Annotated in this window: 18 protein-coding genes; 8 read left to right on the top strand and 10 right to left on the bottom strand. The window is 64.5% G+C overall.

The window, feature by feature from the left end; all coding sequences use genetic code 11:
• Positions 1-23: 23 nt before the first annotated feature.
• From BPNPMPFG_RS08335 to BPNPMPFG_RS08320, 4 genes are all read right to left on the bottom strand, one after another.
• Positions 24-1,778 (bottom strand): ABC transporter permease, encoded by a 1,755-nt coding sequence (locus BPNPMPFG_RS08335; protein WP_258594634.1) that lies wholly within the window; start codon positions 1,776-1,778, stop codon positions 24-26.
• Between the two features lie 186 nt (positions 1,779-1,964).
• A complete protein-coding gene (locus BPNPMPFG_RS08330) occupies positions 1,965-2,201 on the bottom strand; it encodes a hypothetical protein (protein ID WP_258594633.1) in 237 nt (78 codons plus the stop codon).
• A gap of 360 nt (positions 2,202-2,561) precedes the next feature.
• Positions 2,562-3,173, bottom strand: coding sequence for a response regulator transcription factor (locus BPNPMPFG_RS08325; protein ID WP_258594631.1), 612 nt, complete (start codon positions 3,171-3,173; stop codon positions 2,562-2,564).
• 5 nt (positions 3,174-3,178) lie between these two features.
• A complete protein-coding gene (locus BPNPMPFG_RS08320; RefSeq protein WP_258594630.1) occupies positions 3,179-4,258 on the bottom strand; it encodes a sensor histidine kinase in 1,080 nt (359 codons plus the stop codon).
• Between the two features lie 184 nt (positions 4,259-4,442).
• Between BPNPMPFG_RS08320 and BPNPMPFG_RS08315 the strand changes: the two genes are divergently transcribed.
• The gene (locus BPNPMPFG_RS08315; RefSeq protein WP_064988189.1) at positions 4,443-4,757 is read left to right on the top strand and encodes a ferritin family protein; all 315 of its coding nucleotides are present in this window, start codon (positions 4,443-4,445) and stop codon (positions 4,755-4,757) included.
• Here BPNPMPFG_RS08315 and BPNPMPFG_RS08310 read toward each other — a convergent pair.
• Complete coding sequence (locus tag BPNPMPFG_RS08310; protein WP_258594629.1) at positions 4,720-5,790, bottom strand: LacI family DNA-binding transcriptional regulator; 1,071 nt, start codon at positions 5,788-5,790, stop codon at positions 4,720-4,722. The two genes, BPNPMPFG_RS08315 and BPNPMPFG_RS08310, sit on opposite strands and share 38 nt — an antisense overlap.
• Before the next feature lie 196 nt (positions 5,791-5,986).
• Here BPNPMPFG_RS08310 and BPNPMPFG_RS08305 point away from each other — a divergent pair, with 196 nt between their 5' ends.
• The 5 genes from BPNPMPFG_RS08305 (at position 5,987) to BPNPMPFG_RS08285 (ending at position 10,944) form a co-directional block, all read left to right on the top strand.
• Entirely contained in the window at positions 5,987-7,021 is a 1,035-nt protein-coding gene (locus BPNPMPFG_RS08305; RefSeq protein WP_258594626.1) for a Gfo/Idh/MocA family protein, read from the top strand.
• Entirely contained in the window at positions 7,021-7,926 is a 906-nt protein-coding gene (locus BPNPMPFG_RS08300; protein ID WP_258594624.1) for a sugar phosphate isomerase/epimerase family protein, read from the top strand. Before BPNPMPFG_RS08305 ends, BPNPMPFG_RS08300 begins: the two co-directional genes overlap by 1 nt.
• 105 nt (positions 7,927-8,031) lie before the next feature.
• Entirely contained in the window at positions 8,032-9,039 is a 1,008-nt protein-coding gene (locus BPNPMPFG_RS08295) for a substrate-binding domain-containing protein (RefSeq protein ID WP_319945980.1), read from the top strand.
• Positions 9,040-9,112: 73 nt separating this feature from the next.
• On the top strand, positions 9,113-9,910 hold the full coding sequence (locus tag BPNPMPFG_RS08290; protein WP_258594621.1) for an ATP-binding cassette domain-containing protein: 798 nt from the start codon (positions 9,113-9,115) through the stop codon (positions 9,908-9,910).
• Positions 9,907-10,944, top strand: coding sequence for an ABC transporter permease (locus BPNPMPFG_RS08285; RefSeq protein WP_258594620.1), 1,038 nt, complete (start codon positions 9,907-9,909; stop codon positions 10,942-10,944). Before BPNPMPFG_RS08290 ends, BPNPMPFG_RS08285 begins: the two co-directional genes overlap by 4 nt.
• A 242-nt stretch (positions 10,945-11,186) precedes the next feature.
• Here the strand turns inward: BPNPMPFG_RS08285 and BPNPMPFG_RS08280 are convergent, their stop codons facing one another.
• Complete coding sequence (locus BPNPMPFG_RS08280; RefSeq protein ID WP_258594618.1) at positions 11,187-13,883, bottom strand: ATP-dependent helicase; 2,697 nt, start codon at positions 13,881-13,883, stop codon at positions 11,187-11,189.
• Between the two features lie 80 nt (positions 13,884-13,963).
• A complete protein-coding gene (locus tag BPNPMPFG_RS08275; RefSeq protein WP_258594616.1) occupies positions 13,964-15,001 on the bottom strand; it encodes a DUF2059 domain-containing protein in 1,038 nt (345 codons plus the stop codon).
• On the opposite strand from BPNPMPFG_RS08275, the gene BPNPMPFG_RS08270 reads away from it, so the two are divergent.
• The gene (locus BPNPMPFG_RS08270) at positions 14,988-17,306 is read left to right on the top strand and encodes a glucose/quinate/shikimate family membrane-bound PQQ-dependent dehydrogenase (protein ID WP_258594614.1); all 2,319 of its coding nucleotides are present in this window, start codon (positions 14,988-14,990) and stop codon (positions 17,304-17,306) included. The two genes, BPNPMPFG_RS08275 and BPNPMPFG_RS08270, sit on opposite strands and share 14 nt — an antisense overlap.
• 18 nt (positions 17,307-17,324) lie before the next feature.
• Here the strand turns inward: BPNPMPFG_RS08270 and BPNPMPFG_RS08265 are convergent, their stop codons facing one another.
• On the bottom strand, positions 17,325-17,747 hold the full coding sequence (locus BPNPMPFG_RS08265; protein WP_258594613.1) for a tautomerase family protein: 423 nt from the start codon (positions 17,745-17,747) through the stop codon (positions 17,325-17,327).
• Positions 17,748-17,856: 109 nt separating this feature from the next.
• On the opposite strand from BPNPMPFG_RS08265, the gene BPNPMPFG_RS08260 reads away from it, so the two are divergent.
• Positions 17,857-18,411, top strand: coding sequence for a TetR/AcrR family transcriptional regulator (locus BPNPMPFG_RS08260; RefSeq protein WP_258594612.1), 555 nt, complete (start codon positions 17,857-17,859; stop codon positions 18,409-18,411).
• 22 nt (positions 18,412-18,433) lie between these two features.
• On the opposite strand, the gene BPNPMPFG_RS08255 is transcribed toward BPNPMPFG_RS08260, so the two are convergent.
• Together BPNPMPFG_RS08255 and BPNPMPFG_RS08250 are read right to left on the bottom strand one after the other, a co-directional pair.
• Positions 18,434-18,871 (bottom strand): hypothetical protein, encoded by a 438-nt coding sequence (locus BPNPMPFG_RS08255; protein ID WP_258594610.1) that lies wholly within the window; start codon positions 18,869-18,871, stop codon positions 18,434-18,436.
• Between the two features lie 9 nt (positions 18,872-18,880).
• Positions 18,881-19,036 carry a hypothetical protein gene (locus BPNPMPFG_RS08250; protein ID WP_258594609.1) on the bottom strand — a complete coding sequence of 52 codons (156 nt, stop codon included), beginning with the start codon at positions 19,034-19,036 and terminating at the stop codon, positions 18,881-18,883.
• Positions 19,037-19,039: the final 3 nt, after the last annotated feature.

Genomic DNA, 19,039 nt, shown 5'->3' with positions numbered 1-19,039 from the left:
GATCAGTCTCCTGAAGAATGGGGTCAGTCGAGCCGCATGCGGCGTTCGGCGAAGACATAGAGCGGGCGCCAGAGGACGCGGTTGAAGAGCGTGACGAAGAGCGACATCACGGCGATGCCGAGAATGACGCGCGGGAAATCGCCGGCTTCGGTGGCCTTGGCGATGTAGGAACCGAGCCCGAACGCTTCGAGCTTCGTATTGCCCCAGCTGGCCAGTTCGGCGACGATCGAGGCGTTCCACGAGCCGCCGGAGGCGGTCAGCGCCCCGGTGACATAGTAGGGAAAGATCCCTGGCAGCATGACGTGGCGCCACCACGACCAGGATCGGATCTTGAAGACCCCGGCCGCCTCCTTGAGATCCGACGGGAAGGCGCTGGCCCCGGCAATCACGTTGAACAGGATGTACCACTGGGTGCCCAGTATCATCAGCGGCGACAGCCAGATGCTCGGGTTGGCGCCCGTGGCGACGATGGCAATGACGGCGAACGGAAACAGCACATTGGCTGGGAATGCGGCGAGAAACTGTGCCAGCGGCTGCACGCGTTCGGCAACCGCCGGCCGCAAGCCGATCCAGACCCCGATCGGCACCCAGATCACGCTTGCCAGCGCGATCAGCACGATCACGCGCAACAGGGTGAGAAGGCCGCCGCTAAAGGCTACGACGACATCGTCCCAGCCGAGCGTCTGGTGGAGGTAGGTGATTGTCTCGACCATGCCCCAGAGCGCGACAACGAGCACCAATGCCAGCCAGACAAGGTCGACGGTCCGCGAAAACCGCCGTGTTGCGACGGTGGCTTCCGCCGCCCGCCGCCTGCCGAAGCGAAGCAGCATGGCGCGCTGCCAGATCCAGGCGACCGGCAGGCCGACGGTCTTGATGAGCCGGGTGCGGCGCAGGACGTTGTAGACCCAGGAGCGGGGCTTTTCCTGGCCCGCGGTCTGTTCAAAACGGAACTTGTCGGCCCAGGCGACGATCGGGCGAAACAGCAGTTGGTCATAGAGCAGGATGAGTATGCCCATCGCCAGGACGGCCCAGGCCACGGCCTTGAAATCCTGCTTGTCGATGGCCAGCGCCAGCCAGGAGCCGATGCCGGGCAGCTGCACCGTGGTGTTGCCGACGGTGATGGCCTCGGAAGCAACGACGAAGAACCAGCCGCCGGACATCGACATCATCGTGTTCCAGACAAGGCCGGGGGCGGCGAACGGCGCCTCGAGCCGCCAGAACCTTTGCCAGGCCGAAAGGCCGAAGCCGCGGCTGACCTCGTCGAGATCGCCCGGCACGGTGCGCAGCGACTGATAGAACGAGAACGCCATGTTCCAGGCCTGGCTGGTGAAGATGGCGAAGATCGCGGCGCATTCGGCGCCCAGCTGGCTGCCGGGGAACAGGCCCATGAAGAAGGTCACGGTGAAGGTCAGGAAACCCAGCACCGGCACAGACTGCAGGATATCGAGTGCGGGAATGATCACCATTTCGGCGCGGCGGTTCTTGGCGGCAAGCGTCGCCACCGTAAAGGTGAAGATCAGCGATACCACGATCGCGGCGAACATGCGCAATGTCGTGCGCAGCGCGTATTCCGGCAGGTTGGCGAGATCGAGCGTCACCGGCGATGTCGAGAGCAGTGTGCTCGGGGCGCGCATGCCGGCGGCTCCATGCGCCAGCAGCACCAGCAGCGCGGCCAGCATGGCGAAAGCGATGATGTCGTAGACGTTGGGCGCGATGCGTCCGCGTGCAAGCGCCGCGGCCTCGCCAAGGGATGTGCGGTTGTGCGGCAGGAAGATCATGGCCGGCCTCCGGATGATGTGCCAATTGCATGTTGATTGGATGTCGGCTCACGCCCTTGCCCAAAGCAATTGGGGCGAGAGCCCTGATGATTTCGGGCATGCGAAAGGCCGCGACCGGGAGGTGGTCGCGCCGAACGCAGGAGCTCGATCATCAGCGGGGAGGACCGTGCCGTGTCAGTGAAAGTCTCAGGCAGCGAAGCGGGTGAGGGCCGTTCGACGACTGACGCCCTCTTCGGAAACGGGCTTCTGCCAGCGGCATTCCAGCCGGCCATCCGCGGCACCGCGCCGCCAGACGCAGACAAGCCGCGTCGATGACGTGCCGGAGGCAATGGCGCTGCCGCGAGACGCGCTGGCGGCGAACCTGGCATGCGCGAGATGGCGCGAGGCAAGGCGCGTGCGGAAGGGGATGATGTTGGTGTTCATGGCTCACCTCTTGCGGTCCGGCAGGACGGCAAGGCGAGCCGCAGGCGGTTATGCCCTGCCGAGGCCCGACCGGCGCCACATGCCGGAAACCATTTGTGTTGACGGGGCCAATGTCCGGACCGTGCCTGCGGCCGTATCCGGACAGCGACTGGGATAGCTGTCCATATCTGTTCGATCTGTGTTGATGCTTCGATCAGCCGAAGCCACGCCGCCTTACGCCCGCCGCTCACGGAGTGTCAACGCAGGCGCCGGAATCTTAAGTATACGCCCGCTTACCCAAGGCATATCGCTGCCGGTCACGGACCGAAGGATCCGCCGGCAATGCCCTGAAAAAGCACGATTTATTGCTCGCGCAAGCGGCTAGAATCCCAGCCGGCCAGCCATCTTGATCAGTTCGGCCAGCGAGCCGGCCTGCATCTTGCGCATGGCTCGCGCCCGGCGGACCTTGACGGTTATCTCGCTCACGCCAAGTTCGCCGGCGATCTGCTTGTTGAGGCGTCCCAGCACCACCAGCGTCACGACGCTGCGTTCGCCTTCGCTCAGTGTCGCCAGGCGGTCGCGCAGCACGGTCAGTTCGGCCGCCTCGATCCGCCTTAGCCGATCCTTTTCCAGCGCCGACGCGATAGCGTCGAGCAAGTCTTGTTCGCGAAACGGCTTTGGCAGGAAATCGACGGCGCCGGCCTTCATCGCCTGTACCGACATGGCGATGTCGCCATGGCCGGTCATGATGATGACGGGTAAGGGGTCGTCGGAGCGGACGAATTCATTTTGGAAATCCATTCCGCTCTTGCCCGGCAAGCGCACGTCCAGCACCAGGCAGGACGGGACATCCGGCCTCGATGCGCCGATGAACTCGGCAACCGACCCAAAGCCGCGCACCTCCAGTCCCACCGACCGCAACAGGCTGTCGAGTGCTTCGCGAATGGCGGGGTCGTCGTCGATGACGAAGACCATCTGTTTCGGCTTGTTCATTGGTTTCACCGGTCTGGTTCGCGCGACGCCGCCTTGCCGGCTGGCAGCGAGAAGGAGAAGGTGGTCCCGCGCGGCGCCTCCGGGCTTGCCCAGATGCGTCCACCATGGCTCTCGACGATCGAGCGGCTGATGGCAAGCCCCATGCCCAATCCATCCGGCTTGGTGGTGTAGAAGGCGTCGAAAATCCGGTCCATCTGGACGCCGTTCAGGCCCCGGCCGGAATCGCGGACGGCAATCACCACCTCGCCGGGTTTGCCAAGGCCGCTGGTGAGGATCGCCACGTCGCGCTCTTCCTCACCGCTTACCGCTTCAAGCGCGTTGAGGATCAGGTTGAGGACGACCTGCTGGATCTGCACCGGATCGACCTGGACCTGGGGCAGATTGGCAGCCAGTTCGGTCCGCAAGGAGACACGGTTTGCGCCGACTTCGTTCTGAACGAGGGTCAGCGTGTCCGATATCATCTGGTTGACATCCAGCCAGACCGCCTTGGTGGCGGCCCGTCTGGTGAGGGCGCGCAGCCGTTTGATCAGGTCGCTGGCGCGCTCGGCGTCCCTGACGATTCGCTCGGCGGCCTTGCCTGCCTCGTCCAGATTGGCGGGCTTGCCAGCCAGCCAACGCAGGGCGGCATTGCCATTGATGGCGATTGCCGCCAGCGGCTGGTTGAGCTCGTGGGCGATCGAGGCGGTCAGTTCACCGAGCACCGTCACCCGCGTGATGTGGGCAAGCTGGGCCTGCGCCTCGCGCGCAGATGCCTCGGCGGCGGCGGCGCGCAGCGCGAGATAGGCCGTGACGCCAATCGCCACCAGGCTGATGGCGCAGTTGATCAAGCCCGCCGGCATCGAGCCCGCCCGCGTCATGAAGAAGCTCAGCACGGTCAGCGCCATGCAGGCCGACGCCACCATCACCACCCGGCTTCTGTCGAGATAGCGAACCGAGATCAGGACGACCGCGACATAGAAGACCGCGACGGCGATCTCGAGATTGGTAACGGTGTCGGCAAGAAAAATCGCCGCCGCCAGCAGGACAAGCAAAGCCGGCAGCAGCGATCGGCGCCCGAGGAGCGGCAAGAATGGCTTGCGAGACATGCCGACCCTCTTTGCTGATCAAATTGCTTTGCGTGAAGGGAGAGGACACTACCGCGCCGCCTTTTGACCCGGCAAGGCGGCAGTGATCCGGAACCAGTAGCGCGGCTGGGCATTCAATAGGGCACGCCTGACGTCTGGTGCGCAACGGACTTTCCACGATCCATCACGCAAGGAGAACCACGGCATGGGTTTCGACCAGTATCACGAACCGCCTGAAGAACTGTCGCAGAAGGTGCGGACCTTTGCCCGCATGATCACCTCGCTGATCGAGGAGGCGGAAGCGATCGGCTGGTACGAACAGCGCATATCGGTTGAGAAGGACCCGCAGGCGCGCGCCATCATGAAGAACGCGCAGAGCGAGGAGTTCAAGCATTTCGGCATGGATCTCGAGTTCCTGCTGCGCCAGAAGAAGGATTGGCGGGCGGAACTGAAGGAAATCCTGTTCACCACAGGCGACATCGTCAAGGCTGGTGAGAGGGGCGAGAAGAAGGTGGATTGAGGTCCATCAGATCGCTGTCGCGTGCGACCAGTTCGAGCGGCCAGACCTCGCGCATGATCCGCGGGCCTTGCGGGCCGGCGAAGGCGGGAAGCGACGCCAGCAGCATTTCGGCCAGCCGCTGCCCCATCGGCTCCAGCGCCGGGCGGAAGCCGGTCAGTGCCGGTGAGAAGTAACGGCAGAGCGGCGTGTCGACGATGACGATGACCGCCATGTCGTGGCCCGGCCTGATGCCCGTCTCTGCCAGCGCCTTGCAGCCGCCAAGCGCCATCGCGTCATTGTTGAAGATGATGGCGGTCGGTGGGTTCTTGGAGCGCATGACCTGCGGCGTCACCTCGTAGCCGCCGGCCTCGTTGATGAAGCCGGACGCGATCAGCTCGGGATCGACCTCGATGCCGTGCCGCCGCAAGGCCTTGCGATAGCCGTCGAGGAACAGATAGCCGAAATTGAGATCGAGCGACGGGCGGATGGCGGCGATGCGGCGGTGGCCGCGCGCCACCAAGCGATCGACCGCGTCAGCGCCAGCCTTTTCGAAATCGAGGTCGAGCGAGGGGTAGGACTTGGCCCCCGAGCGGCTGCGGCCGAGCGTTGCGAACGGAAAGCCGGCCTGGGTGAGATAATCGATGCGCTCGTCCTCGCGCCGCGTCCAGGCCAGCACCACCGCATCGGCGCGGCGCGTCTCGACGACGCGACGCAGGCGCTCCTGCTGGTAGTCGCCCGGCGCGCCCATGACCACGATCAGGTCGAGCCCGCTTTCGGCGAGCTTGGCCTGCAGCCCGATCAGGAACGGGATGAAGAACGGCTCGCCATATTGCTGGTCGCCCGGATGCGGCTGCAGCATGAAGGCGATCGAATGGGTGGCGCCCTGCCGCAGGCTGCGGCCGGACTGGTTGGGCGAATAGTTGAGCGTTTTGGCCGCCTCGAGCACGCGCTGGCGCGTGTCGGCATTGACGTCGGCGCGGCCGTTGAGGGCGCGCGACACCGTGCCGATCGAAATGTTCAGGTGACGTGCAAGGTCGTGGATGCTGGACGCCAAGTGACTGTTCTCCCCGTTGCTTGGCTAGCACCGGTGGCCGCTCAGGCCAAGGCGACAGGACGATTTTTGCAGGCGGCCAATTGACATTCTACACCTTCGGGTGTGTTGTCGTAAACGTTTACGGAAAAACGTTTACGGCTATGCCGTGAGTGCCGTGGCGATCGGTCTGGAGGGACCGAACAGGGAGGAGCGCTGGATGATCAAAGTCGTCCTGGCCGGCTGCGGAGCGATGAGCAAGCACTGGCTCGATGCCGCGAGGCAGATCGACGGGCTCGCCATTGTCGGCCTTGTCGACCTCGACGCCGAGCGGGCGAAGGCGAGGGCGCGCGAATACGACCTCACCAGTGCCGTCATCGGCACCAGTCTCGACGCCGTCCTCGACCAGACCAGGCCCGATGCCGTCTTCGACGTGGTGGTTCCCGCTGCCCGGCGCGAGGTCGCGCTTTCGGCCTTTGCGCACGGTTGCCATCTGCTGACGGAAAAACCGCTCGCCGACAGTCCGGAGAATGCGCGCGCAATCGTCGAGGCCGCCCGCCAGGCCGGGCGTATTCATGCCGTCGTCCAGAACCGTCGCTATGTCGCCAATGTCCGGCGCATCCGGCGCTTTCTCTCTTCCGGCGCCATCGGTGCCGCGACCAGCATCCATGCCGACTTCTTCGTCGCGCCGCATTTCGGCGGTTTTCGCGAGGAGATGGCCCATGTGCTGCTGCTCGACATGGCGATCCACACCTTCGACGCCGCCCGCTACATGGTGGATGGCGAGCCGGCCAGTGTCTATTGCCAGGAATGGGAGCCGGCCAACTCCTGGTACCGGCAGGGATCGTCGGCAAGTGCTGTCTTCGATCTCGGCGGCGGCCGGCTGTTCACCTATGCCGGCAGCTGGTGCGCCACCGGTTTTCGCAGCAGCTGGGAAGGTGGCTGGCGCATCGTCGCGGAACGCGGCAGCCTGGTCTGGGACGGCAATGATGAACTGAAGGCAGAGGTCGTGCGGCCGGTCCGGGAGGGCCTGTTCGACCAAACCCAGCCGATCGCCGTGCCGCCGCTCGATCCCGCCGACCGGGTCGGCGGCCATCTCGGCATCATCCAGGATTTCATGCGCGCCATCGAGACCGGCACCGAGCCGGAGACGCGCGGCGCTGACAACATCAAGAGCCTGGCCATGGTCTTCGGCGCCATCGAGAGCGCCGAAACCGGACGCAAGGTAGCGATCTCCACACAGGGAGGACAATGATGCCAAACCCGCTTCTCGACATCAGGATCGGCACCATGGTGCGAGCCAACCTCGACGATCCGGCCGCCTATATTAAGGCAATCCTGCCACTCGGCTTCGAGAGCATCCAGCCCTTCTTCTGGCAGACGCTGGGCGGCAAGGACCTGCCGCGGCTCGCCGGCCAGATCCGCGAGGCAATCGGCGATGCCGACGTCACGGTGTCCTCGATCGGCATGTTCGGCAATCCGCTGGAGAGCGGGGATGTCGATCGCGGCGTGCTCCAGGCCTGGGAAACGGTGATCGACAACGCGCATCTGTTCGGCACCTCGATGGTCAGCGGCTTCACCGGCCGCCTGCGCGGCAAGCCGCTGCCGGAAAGCCTGCCGCGCTTCCACGAGGTCTGGGGGCCGTTGGCCAGGCGCGCCGCCGACAAGGGCGTGCGCATCGCCTTCGAGAACTGCGCGATGGACGGCAACTGGGCTGGTGGAGACTGGAACATCGCCCACAATCCGGACGCCTGGGAGCGGATGTTCAACGAATTGCCCGACGACAATCTCGGCCTCGAATGGGAGCCCTGCCACCAGCTCGTCTACCTGATCGATCCCCTGCCGCAGATCCGCAAATGGGCTCCGCGCATCTTCCATGTTCACGGCAAGGACGCGACGGTGCGCTGGGACGTGATCCGCGAGCATGGCGTGTTCGGCCGGCTGCCATTCGTGCAGATGCGTACGCCGGGCTTCGGCGACAGCGACTGGACGCGGGTGATCAGCGAATTGCGGCTGGCCGGCTACAAGGGCGCCATCGACATCGAGGGCTGGCACGATCCGGTCTATCGCGGCGATCTCGAAATCACCGGACAGGCACGCGCGCTTGAGTATCTGAAGCAATGCCGGGGAGGCGCCAGCTACGTGCCTGATCCGGTGTGAGAGCGGGCCGGCGGAGGTGCCGGCCAGCGAAGATTACGGCGCACTGCCGAAGCGATCGTCGAAAAACCCCTCGGCTCGGCCAGGGAAAAAAGGGAGGACAAGTGCATGAGCATGACGATGAAAAGGACAGTTCTGCGCTCGACCGTCGTGGCCGCCGCCACGGCGCTCGCCGCTGCAATCTCGACCTTGCCTGCGCAGGCGCTCGACGCCCAATGGTGCAAGGACGTCCACATCCGCTTCTTCGTCGGCGGCGCCGAGGGCGACGCCTTCGGCACCATCGTCTACAATGGCGCCAAGCAGGCCGCGGCCGATCTGGGGCCGAAGGTCGACTACATCTTCTCGGGCTGGGACGTCGAAAAGATGGTGCAGCAATTGCGCGAGGCGGTCGCGGTCAAGCCTGGTGGCATCGCCATGATGGGCCACCCCGGTGACGCCGCGATCATGCCGCTGGCCGAACAGGCGCATAAGGACGGCATCAAGATGATGTACCAGAACGTACCGGTGCCGAAGGCGACGGCGGCGTTCGGCGGCGGCTATGTCGGTGCCCAGCAGGAGCAGCAGGGCCGCGCGCTCGGCGCCGAGGCGTTCAAGCTGGCCAAGCTCAAGGCTGGCGACAAGGCGATCATGATCGGCCCATTCGATAACGAAAGTCGCGGCGCGCGCGAGCGTGGCACAGTCGCGGCTCTGAAAGAGGCCGGCATCGACGTCATTCAAATCAATTCGCTGCCCGAGTGGGCAGCCGATCCGAATCTCGCGATCCCGGTGATCACCGCGGCACTGCTCAACAATCCCACCGTCAAGGCGGTCGGCTATCCCGGCGGGCAGATGCTCGGCAATGTGCCGACCTATATGCAGGCGGCGGGACGGAAAGCCGGCGACATCTTCAATTTCGGCTTCGACACCAGCCCGCAGATCGTCGAGGCCTTCAAAGGCGGCTGGGTACAACTGACGGCCGACCAGCAGCCGTTCCTGCAGGGCTACCTGCCGATCCTCAGCCTCTGCCAGCAGGTGGTGCTGGGCCTGGCGCCAATGAATGTCGACACCGGCGCCGGCTTCGTCACGCCTGAGAATTACGAGATCGTCGCCGAACTCGCCAAGCAGGCGCTGCGCTGATCTGCAATCCCGGCATGCCGGTCGGGTTCGATCCCGACCGGCAACATCATCGGCAAACCAAGCGAGGATCGCCATGGCCGAACGCCTCATCGAATTGCGCGATATCAGCAAGTCCTATGGACAGGTCTACGCGCTGGGGGGAGTCAATCTCAGCGTCGATCGCGGCGAGGTGGTCGGCCTGATCGGCGACAATGGCGCCGGCAAATCGACGCTGATCAAGATCTTGTCCGGCGTGGTCAGGCCGACCAGCGGCGAGATTCTCGTGCGCGGCAAGCCGGTGACTGGATGGAGTGCAGCACGCTCGCGCGACGCCGGCATCGAGACGGTGTTCCAGGACCGGGCGCTGGCCGTGCAGCAGACGATCGTGCGCAACATTTTCATGGGCCGCGAGCTCACCGGCTTCCTCGGCTGGCTGAAGGTCAACAAGGAGATCGAGGAAGCCAGCCGGCTGATGCGCGAGATCGGCTTCACCTCGAAAGTGTTCACGCCGCAGTCGATCGTCGGCCAGCTGTCGGGCGGCGAACGCCAGGGGGTGGCGATCGCGCGCGCCATCTACAAGCAGGCGGACCTGATCATCCTCGACGAGCCGACGACGGCGCTGTCGCTGACCGAAACCGCCAAGGTCTTTCATTTCGTGCGCCAGGTGCGGGCGAGCGGCCGCTCGATCCTGTTCATTGGCCACAACATCCACCACGTCTTCGACATCGCCGACCGCTTCGTGGTGCTCGATCGCGGCAAGGTCGCGCTCACCGCCGACCGGCGCGAGGTCAAGTCGGCCGAAGACCTCATCAACTTCATGGAAGACGTTGCACACCCTGGCGGGCTCGCCGGGCTGCACGACGCCGGCGACGCGGAGCAGGCAACACGATGAGCAAGACCATGGAGCCCGATCTGCACGAGCCGGCCGCCGGCATTCCGCAGAAAGAGTGGAAACACCCATCCGATCAATGGCTGCGCGGCTTCGTCCTCGACAACCGCGCGTCGCTCGGCACGCTCGGCGTGTTCGTGGTGATGATGGCGGTGTTCATGATCGCCAACCCGACCGTCTTCACCACCTGGTATCTCTACAGTTCAGTGCTGACCACGCTGCCGGTGGCGCTGTTCGTGGTGGTGCCGCTGGTCTTTGTCGTCACCTGCGGCGAGATCGACCTGTCGTTTCCGGCAACGATGGGGTTTGCTTCCTGGGTCTTCGCGCTGGTGGTGCAGGCCGGCTACGACCCGTTCCTCGGCATCGCCGCCGCACTCGTCACCGGCATGCTGCTGGGTTTCCTGGTCGGTTCGCTGGTGGTCTATGGCGGGCTGTCGTCGCTGATCGCCACGCTCGGCATGAATTTCCTGCTGCGCGGCCTGATCCAGATCGTCAACGAGGGCAAGTCCATGTCGCTGAGCGGCCTTGCCGACAGCTGGGCCCACACGATCTTTTCCAGCCAGCTCTACGGCATCCCGGTGCAGATCTTCTGGGCCATCGCCTTCGTCGTGCTGTCGGCGATGCTCTACAACCGCCACCGCTTCGGTGCCCAGGTGAGGGTGGTCGGCGACAATCCCGACAGCGCCCAGCAGATGGGCATCGACGTCAAGCGCGTGCGGGTGAAAGTGTTCGTCTTCGTCGGCATTGGTGCTGCGATCGCCGGCACCTTCTCGGTGATGATCAACTTCACCTGGTGGCCGACCGCGGGTGACGGCTATCTGTTGCCGGTGCTGGCATCGGTGTTCGTCGGCGGCACGCCGACCTGGGGTGGCATCGGCACCGTGGTCGGCGGCGCGATCGGCGCCGTCACCGTGTCGTTCATCCAGACCGGCGTCGTGGCGGCAGGCCTGAGCGGCTTCTATGTGCAGTTCTTCAACGGGCTGATCATCATCCTGTCGCTGCTCGGGCATAAGTGGAATCAGGCGCGCTATCGGTGAGGGGCTGTTTCCTTGGCGAACCGCATGCCTTGACGATTGGCGCAGACGCCCATCGCTTCGTCATCCTCGGGTCTGCGCTGCGTCGCTTCGCTCCTGCTCCGCCCGTGGATGACGAAGGTGGGGCTTCCGCCAGAGAAATGATCCCACTACTGGATATGTTGGATGTTGAAGTGATGATCGTATCGTCAAAGTAGACGCATACACAAGGCGATCGCTTGTAGGACAACAGGGCAGGCGGACACTCACACCGCCGCGACAAACCCGTCCAGCACGCGTTTCTGGCCGGCCTTGTCGAAGTCGATGGTCAGCTTGTTGCCTTCGATGGCCGAGATGTTGCCGTTGCCGAATTTCTGATGGAAGACGCGGTCGCCGACGTTGAAGGGGGACGGCTTGTCGGCGACGGATTTGGCGACCAGTTCGCCGTCGATGGTGCGGCCTTTGACGCTGGTGCGCCCGGCGCCGTAGCCGGAATCGGTCTCGCCATAGCCGATGCGTTCGACCTGGTGGCCGGAGCGCGAGCCCCAGTTGCGGTCTGTCGCCTCGGTGCGGTTGGCCTGCGCGCGCTGCCAGCCCGGTGTCGCGTAGGTGTTGGAGAATGCGCCTGATTTTTCGGTGTCGGCGCCGACATTGTCGAAGCGCGACGCGCCATACGGGTTTTGTCTTCCCGCGCCTTGGCCGCCGCGACCGGAGGCAAAGGAACCGCCGCCATAGGAATTGCCATAGCCGCCGTAGGAATTGCCGCTTTCGGCGACCTCGACATGGGCTTCCGGCAGTTCGTCGAGGAAGCGCGACGGGATGGTCGACTGCCACAGGCCATGGATGCGGCGGTTGGAGACGAACCACAGATGCAGGTTCTTCTTGGCGCGGGTCAGGCCGACATAGGCCAGGCGCCGCTCTTCCTCCAGTCCGGAGCGGCCGCCTTCATCGAGCGCGCGCTGGTGCGGGAACAGGCCTTCCTCCCAGCCGGGCAGAAAGACGGTCTCGAATTCGAGGCCCTTGGCCGAATGCAGCGTCATGATGTTGACGGCGTCGAGCTCGGCATTCTGCTCGGCATCCATGACCAGCGCGACATGTTCGAGGAAGGAGCGCAGCGATTCATACTCCTCCATCGAGCGGATCAGCTCCTTGAGGTTTTCGAGCCGGCCGGGGGCTTCGACCGAACGGTCGTTCTTCCACATGTCGGTGTAGCCGCTCTCTTCGAGAATGGTCTCGGCGAGTTCGGTGTGCGGCGTGGTTTCCAGCGCTTTTTGCCAGCGCTCGAAATTGGCGGCCACTTCGCGCAAGGCGGCGCGTGGCTTCGGCTTCAGTTCGTCGCTCTCGGCGAGCTTGGCGGAGGCTTCCAGCATCGGCACGCGGAGCGCGCGCGCCGTGTCGTGAATCTGGCGGATGGTGGTCTCGCCCAGGCCGCGCTTCGGCACGTTGACGATGCGCTCGAAGGCGAGGTCGTCGGCGCCTTGCGCGACGACGCGGAAGAAGGCCAGCGCGTCGCGGATTTCCATGCGCTCGTAAAAGCGCGGGCCGCCGATGACGCGGTAGTTGAGGCCGAGCGTGACGAAACGGTCCTCGAACTCGCGCATCTGGAAGGAGGCGCGCACGAGAATCGCCATGTCGTTGAGATTGTGCTTTTGCCGCTGGTAGGTCTCGATGGTCTCGCCGACGGCGCGGGCTTCCTCCTCGGAATCCCAGGCGGCGTGGACATGCACCTTGCCGTCCTCCGGCTCGTCGCGGTCGGTGAACAGCGTCTTGCCGAAGCGGCCCTCATTGTGGGCGATGAGGTGGGAGGCAGCCCCAAGGATATGTGCGGTGGAGCGGTAGTTGCGCTCCAGCCGGATGATTGTCGCGCCTGGAAAATCCTTGTCGAAGCGCAGGATGTTGTCGATCTCGGCGCCGCGCCAGCCATAGATGGACTGGTCGTCGTCGCCGACGCAGCAGATATTGACGGTGGCACGAGCTTCAGCCGAAGAGCGCCCAATCTCCCCCCTTGAGGGGGAGATGTCGGCGGAGCCGACAGAGGGGGGCGCTGTCCCTCCAGCCTGTCGGCGCGAGGCGCGCCCCTCTGTCCTGCCGGACATCTCCCCCTCAAGGGGGGAGATCGGCTTGCCATCGGGCCGCTGCGCCAAAAGCCGCAGCCACATGTACTGCGCGGTGTTGGTGTCCTGATACTCGTCGACGAGGATGTATTTGAAGCGTTTGTGGTACTCCTTCAGCACATCCGGATTGGCGCGGAAGATGCGGATCGGGTGGCACAATAGGTCGCCGAAGTCGCAGGCGTTCAGCGTCTTCAGCCGCTCCTGATAGGCCTTGTAGAGCTCGCGGCCCTTGCCGTTGGCGAAGGCGCGGGCGTCACCCTCGGCGATGTCGGCCGGGCCTTGGCCCTTGTTCTTCCAGCCGTCGATCATCTGGGCAAATTGCTTGGCTGGCCAGCGCTTGTCGTCCAAGCCCTCGGCCTGGATCAGCTGCTTGATCAGCCGCACGACATCGTCGGTGTCGAGGATGGTGAAGTCGGAGCGCAAACCGGCAAGCTCGGCATGTCTGCGAAGCAGCTTCACTCCAATCGAGTGGAAGGTGCCGAGCCACGGCATGCCCTCGACGGCTTCACCGACCAGATGGCCGATGCGGGTCTTCATCTCGCGCGCGGCCTTGTTGGTGAAGGTGACGGCGAGGATTTGCGAGGGGAAGGCCTTGCCGGTGGCGAGGATGTGGGCGATGCGGGTGGTCAGCACACGCGTCTTGCCGGTGCCGGCGCCGGCCAGCACGAGGACCGGACCTTCGGTGGTCTCCACCGCCAGCCGCTGTTCCGGGTTGAGGCCCTTCAGATAGTCGGGCGCATTGTTGTGGCCGCCGCGGGCAGCCATGGCGCGCGCGGCAATGCCCGACGGGGCCGCGGGCCGCGCATTGGGTTCGTCGAAAAAGGGCATGTCTTCGGAAAAGCCGGACATCTCCCCCGAATGTAGTGATTCGGCGGCGAAAGGCCAGAAGTGTCTACGTTTTGTTCCGGTAAAGTGCCTGATATCGCCGCTCAGGCCTTGCGATAGCCGAGGGCGACGAAAAATCGATGTCCGAACGAACGCACCTCATCCGTCATCACGGCGCCGAGGGCGATCTGCATCTGGTCATAATAGTGGCTGCCGGCGGGTGACGCCAGGAAAGCCTCGTAAAGCTTGAGATCGTCAAGCGGCAGATTCCGGTAGCTGTAGGCCGCTGTATTCATGACGTCCGTTTCGATGTCACGGCGAAGCCCTTCGGTTTGCTTGCGCAACAGGGCCATGATCTGGTCGTCGGGCAGGGCCTTTCCGGCCGCCCCCAGCATCTCGGAAAGCATCGCGTAGCCCATGTTCAAGGCCACGGCTTCTCCGGTGTCGACAGCGCTGAGATCATCCACGATTTGTCTGTACAGTGCGAGCCGAGCCGGATCCCTGGACGGAAGTTCGGCCAGGATCTTGGGGCCCTCGATCGTCTTGCGTTCCCGTTCTCGCGGAGTGGAAGCCTGGATTTCCAGCGCCGTGACCTGTTTGCCCAGGGGCGAGGCGTAGAATGAGGCGAGGTCGGACAAGTCCTTGGCAGACAGTTTGTCGCCCATCCGCGATTCGATGGCTGTCTCCATCTTGTCCGGATCAAACGCACCTTCCATGGCGGCCGCAAGGGCATCCTGAACTTTTTGCGGCGGCGTTCCCGGCGCCGATTTCACGGCCGCGACGAAACCCGGGCCGATAGCCGTCAGCATCTCGTGGAAGCCGTTCGCCTTGTTGATCTCGCTGACTGTCTGCGCCGGCGCGGCCATGGTGAGAGAGACAAGGCAGCAGAGCGCAAGCGCCAGGCGCGTCAGCGGTGGAACGAATGACGTCATTTTGCCTGCTCCAGGGGAGAGATGATCCACCGCAGACTGCTGGAAAACCCGACTGCAGGCAAGATGGGATTGCCACCTTGGCGTGTGGGCCAGCTTGACAGGCGGGGCGGGCGGGAGAAAGCTGTGCGCGGGGCAAGAACGGTGCATCCGGCTGTCCTTGGGCGTCGCAAAGCGCAACAGTCGAAGGAGTATCATCTTGGCTGTCACCATCACCTCCCTCATCCTTTTCCTCATCGGTCTGGCGCTTGGCGGCGGCGGCATCCGCCTCGCGATGTTGGGCGGCAGCTGGTACTACGTCATCGTTGGTCTCGCCTTCCTGATCGCCGCCTGGCTGCTCTATCGGCGCCGGTCGACTGCTTTGTGGCTCTACGCGGCGATCGTGCTCGGCACGCTGGCCTGGGCGGTGTGGGAAACCGGTTTCGATTGGTGGGAACTCGGCCCGCGCGGCGGCATCATCGTGCTTGTGGCGCTATGGCTGCTGACGCCGTGGCCGCGTCGGGGCCTGGCCGGTCCCGACGCGCGCGCGCCGCTGATCCTGGCCGTTCTGGCGTCGTTGGCGGTGGCTGGTTATTCGATGACGACGGATCCCAAGGACATCGCCGGCGAACTCGATACAGACAAAGTGATCCCTACTGCCAATCTCGGCGGCGATGTGCCGGCCGGCGAGTGGCACTATTACGGGCGCACGCAGTATGGCCAGCGCTATTCGCCGCTCGACCAGATCACGCCGGACAATGTCGCCAAGCTGCAGCCCGCCTGGACCTATCGCACCGGCGATGTGAAGGGTCCGGACGACATCGGCGAGACCACCTACCAGGTGACGCCGCTGAAGATCGGCGACACGCTCTACATATGCACGCCGCACAACTTCGCCATCGCGGTCGATGCGGCGACCGGCAAGGAAAAATGGCGCTACGACCCCAAGATCAAGCTCGACAAGGATCGCCAGCACCAGACCTGCCGCGGCGTGTCCTACTATGCCGATGCCGCCATCGCTGCCGGCCAGCCCTGTGCGACACGCGTCTACCTGCCGACCTCGGATGCGCGGCTGATCGCGCTCGACGCCGCCAACGGGCAGGTCTGTCCCGCCTTCGCCGGGGGCGGCACGCTGAACCTGTTAACCAACATGCCCTATCCGAAATCGGGCTATTACTACTCGACCTCGGCGCCGCTGATAGCAGGCGGCAAGATCATCGTCGGCGGCGCGGTCAACGACAATTATTCGACGCAGGAGCCGTCTGGCGTCATCCGCGCCTATGATGTCGGCACCGGCGCCCTGGTGTGGAACTGGGATTCCGGCAACCCGGACCAGACGACGCCGCTGGCGGCGGGCCAGACCTATACCGCCAACTCGCCCAACATGTGGTCGACGCCGAGCGCCGACGAGAAGCTTGGGCTGCTCTACGTGCCGCTCGGCAACCAGACGCCGGATCAACTCGGCGCCGGGCGCAGCGCCAATGTCGAGAAATTCTCGTCGTCGATCACCGCGCTCGACCTCAACACCGGGCAATTCCGCTGGGTGCGGCAGACCGTGCGCCATGATCTGTGGGACATGGACGTGCCGGCGCAGCCAAGCCTGATCGACATCACCAAGGCCGACGGCATGGTGGTGCCGGCGCTGGTCGGGCCGACCAAGCAGGGCGACCTCTATGTGCTCGACCGCCGCACCGGCGAGCCGGTCATCGCGATCAAGGACGTGCCGGCGCCCGGCGGCGCCATCGAAGGCGACCAAACATCGCCGATGCAGCCGGTGTCGGACCTTTCCTTCAACCCGAAGCCGCTGACCGATGCCGACATGTGGGGCATCACCATGTTCGACCAGCTGGCCTGCCGGATCGCGTTCCACAAATTGCGCTATGAGGGCCGCTACACGCCGCCGTCGCTGCAGGGGTCGCTGATCTATCCAGGCAATTTCGGCACGTTCAACTGGGGCGGCGTGGCCGTCGATCCGGTGCGGCAAGTGCTGTTCGGCATGCCGACCTATCTGGCCTTCACGTCCAGGCTTATCCCGCGCGCGGACGTGCCGCCGCCCGGCGACAACACCAAGGGCAGCGAGCAGGGGCTGAACCGCAACGAGGGCGCGCCCTATGCGGTGGTGATGGGGCCGTTCCTGTCGCCGCTTGGGGTCCCTTGCCAGGCGCCGCCCTGGGGTTATGTCGCCGGCGTCGATCTGCGGACCGGCACCATCGCCTACAAGCATCGCAACGGCACAATCTACGACATGACGCCGCTGCCGCTGCCGCTGAAGGTCGGCGTGCCGGGCATTGGCGGTCCGATGATCACCGCCGGCGGCGTCGCCTTCCTGGGTGCGGCGGTCGACGACTATCTGCGCGCCTATGACCTGACATCGGGTAAGCAGCTTTGGCAGGCGCGGCTGCCAGCCGGCGGGCAATCGACGCCGATGACCTATACGGTCGCCGACGGACGCCAGTTCGTGGTGATCGTCGCCGGCGGTCACGGCTCGGTCGGAACCAAGCCGGGGGACTATGTGATGGCTTATGCGTTGCCGAAGTAGGGCAAATAAATCGAGTTTCTAGCGCGCCGCGAGCTGGCGCCGGGCCTCCGTGGCGATTTCCACATTGGTATAGGCATGCCCGTCGATACCCCAGCCGCCGTCGGGCGCCTCGACGATCTGGACCCAGGTGCGCTCCTTCAGTGTGGGATCACTGGCCGCAAGGGCAATGATGTCGGTCATCTCCTTCGTCACGCCAAGTTTCTTGTCGCGATCGAGAACGCCGACCGGTGTCAGAACCTGGATGCGCACATAGTTGGTGTCGCCATTGGCGTTTGCCTGTGAATCGGGCTCCATCTCGTGGATGAAGGCGGCGGTGTTGTCGGTGAACCATGGAATGAGTGGCACCTTCTCCCACCGCATGAGCGCCTCGTTAAGCGCCTTGGTCAGCTCACGTTTGTTGCGGAATGTTCCTTTCGCAGCGTACACGTCGATCATGGGCATGAAATGATCCTTTCGGGGAGTATGACGATCATCATAGGAGCTTCAGTAGTGCCATATGACGATCGTCATAGTCAATGGAGCCGTGATGGAATCGGATAGTCGGGCGAAGATGGTGCGCAGCGCGGCATTGCTGATCGCCGCGCGCGGGGTGAACGCGACGTCATTCTCGGATGTGCTTGCAGACAGCGGGGCGCCGCGCGGTTCGATCTACCACCATTTTCCGGACGGAAAGCACCAGCTTGCGCAAGATGCGGTGCGCCTGACCGGCGAGTGGGTGATAGGGCGCCAGCGCGCCTGCGCCGGCACCACGGCGGCGGACGTGCTTTCGTGCTTCGTCGATCTGTGGCGTCAGGTGGTGTTGGCCTCCGCGGGTGCATCTGGTTGCGCCGTCGCCGGTGTCGCCATCGACAGCAGCCCGGGCGAGGGCGGCCTGATCGCGGTGGTGCGCTCGACGTTCCGATCCTGGGTTGATCTCCTTAAAGATCAGCTGGAGGCTACCGGTGTTCCGTCCACCCGCGCGGCATCCATCGCGGTTGCCACGGTTGCGGGAATGGAGGGCGCGCTCATTCTGTGTCGTGCGGAAGGCAACAGCGCACCGCTCGATACGGTCGCCGAAGAACTGATGCGCCTGCTGCCGCAAAGTGCGACAGCCGCCGAGCGTTGAACGGCTGTTTCCCGGGAGCCGTTCAGCTGATCCCCAGATGGCTCTTCAGGCCGGGGACCGAGCCGAGCACCTGGTTGGTCAGGTCTGGCCCGGCAGCGACTTCGGCCTGCTGGACCAGCGTCGTGCCTGCTTTCTGAATCTGCGCCATGTCGAGCCCGGATGCCTTGAGCGCGGCAAGGCCGTTGACCAGCGCGCCCGCCTTCTCGCCGAGAACACCGCCAAGCGCACCCTGCAGCGACGACAGGAAGCCGCCACCGCCACCGGCTGGAGCAGCGGCCATGACGTCATATTGGTGGGCGAGGTCGTCGGCGCCGGGGATCTTGGCGAAAAACGATGAGGCGCTCGTGCCTTCAGCCTCGTGTTCGAGCACCGAGAAAATGGTGCCGACGACTTTCTCCGTCGTCGCCTGGTCGAGGTTCGCTTTCTGCGAGACGGTGTTGACGATATCCTGGACGTTCATGACTTCACCTCAACCTTGGGTTTTCGTGTTTACCGGATGGCGCTGGCGGATGCGAACCTTGACCATGGGCTTCCGGCTTGCTGCAACGACGGTCGCACACAGCGTCAGAATGGCGGCCGCGGCAACGACGAAGGCAGTTGCCAGGATCGGGGAGGGCATGGTCATCGG

Source organism: Mesorhizobium sp. AR07, assembly GCF_024746815.1.
Classification (GTDB): domain Bacteria; phylum Pseudomonadota; class Alphaproteobacteria; order Rhizobiales; family Rhizobiaceae; genus Mesorhizobium.
The sequence above is the reverse complement of the archived record's forward strand: the minus strand, read 5'-3'. Positions and strand labels throughout refer to the sequence as shown.

What these genes read in the sequence shown, in the direction of transcription:
- BPNPMPFG_RS08325 (WP_258594631.1), bottom strand. Translation starts at nt 3,173, where the DNA reads ATGAACAAGCCGAAACAGATGGTCTTCGTCATCGACGACGACCCCGCC.
- BPNPMPFG_RS08265 (WP_258594613.1), bottom strand. Translation starts at nt 17,747, where the DNA reads ATGCCCATGATCGACGTGTACGCTGCGAAAGGAACATTCCGCAACAAA.
- BPNPMPFG_RS08305 (WP_258594626.1), top strand. Translation starts at nt 5,987, where the DNA reads ATGATCAAAGTCGTCCTGGCCGGCTGCGGAGCGATGAGCAAGCACTGG.
- BPNPMPFG_RS08290 (WP_258594621.1), top strand. Translation starts at nt 9,113, where the DNA reads ATGGCCGAACGCCTCATCGAATTGCGCGATATCAGCAAGTCCTATGGA.
- BPNPMPFG_RS08250 (WP_258594609.1), bottom strand. Translation starts at nt 19,036, where the DNA reads ATGACCATGCCCTCCCCGATCCTGGCAACTGCCTTCGTCGTTGCCGCG.
- BPNPMPFG_RS08260 (WP_258594612.1), top strand. Translation starts at nt 17,857, where the DNA reads ATGGTGCGCAGCGCGGCATTGCTGATCGCCGCGCGCGGGGTGAACGCG.
- BPNPMPFG_RS08285 (WP_258594620.1), top strand. Translation starts at nt 9,907, where the DNA reads ATGAGCAAGACCATGGAGCCCGATCTGCACGAGCCGGCCGCCGGCATT.
- BPNPMPFG_RS08295 (WP_319945980.1), top strand. Translation starts at nt 8,032, where the DNA reads ATGAGCATGACGATGAAAAGGACAGTTCTGCGCTCGACCGTCGTGGCC.
- BPNPMPFG_RS08330 (WP_258594633.1), bottom strand. Translation starts at nt 2,201, where the DNA reads ATGAACACCAACATCATCCCCTTCCGCACGCGCCTTGCCTCGCGCCAT.
- BPNPMPFG_RS08335 (WP_258594634.1), bottom strand. Translation starts at nt 1,778, where the DNA reads ATGATCTTCCTGCCGCACAACCGCACATCCCTTGGCGAGGCCGCGGCG.
- BPNPMPFG_RS08300 (WP_258594624.1), top strand. Translation starts at nt 7,021, where the DNA reads ATGCCAAACCCGCTTCTCGACATCAGGATCGGCACCATGGTGCGAGCC.
- BPNPMPFG_RS08275 (WP_258594616.1), bottom strand. Translation starts at nt 15,001, where the DNA reads ATGGTGACAGCCAAGATGATACTCCTTCGACTGTTGCGCTTTGCGACG.
- BPNPMPFG_RS08255 (WP_258594610.1), bottom strand. Translation starts at nt 18,871, where the DNA reads ATGAACGTCCAGGATATCGTCAACACCGTCTCGCAGAAAGCGAACCTC.
- BPNPMPFG_RS08315 (WP_064988189.1), top strand. Translation starts at nt 4,443, where the DNA reads ATGGGTTTCGACCAGTATCACGAACCGCCTGAAGAACTGTCGCAGAAG.
- BPNPMPFG_RS08320 (WP_258594630.1), bottom strand. Translation starts at nt 4,258, where the DNA reads ATGTCTCGCAAGCCATTCTTGCCGCTCCTCGGGCGCCGATCGCTGCTG.
- BPNPMPFG_RS08280 (WP_258594618.1), bottom strand. Translation starts at nt 13,883, where the DNA reads ATGTCCGGCTTTTCCGAAGACATGCCCTTTTTCGACGAACCCAATGCG.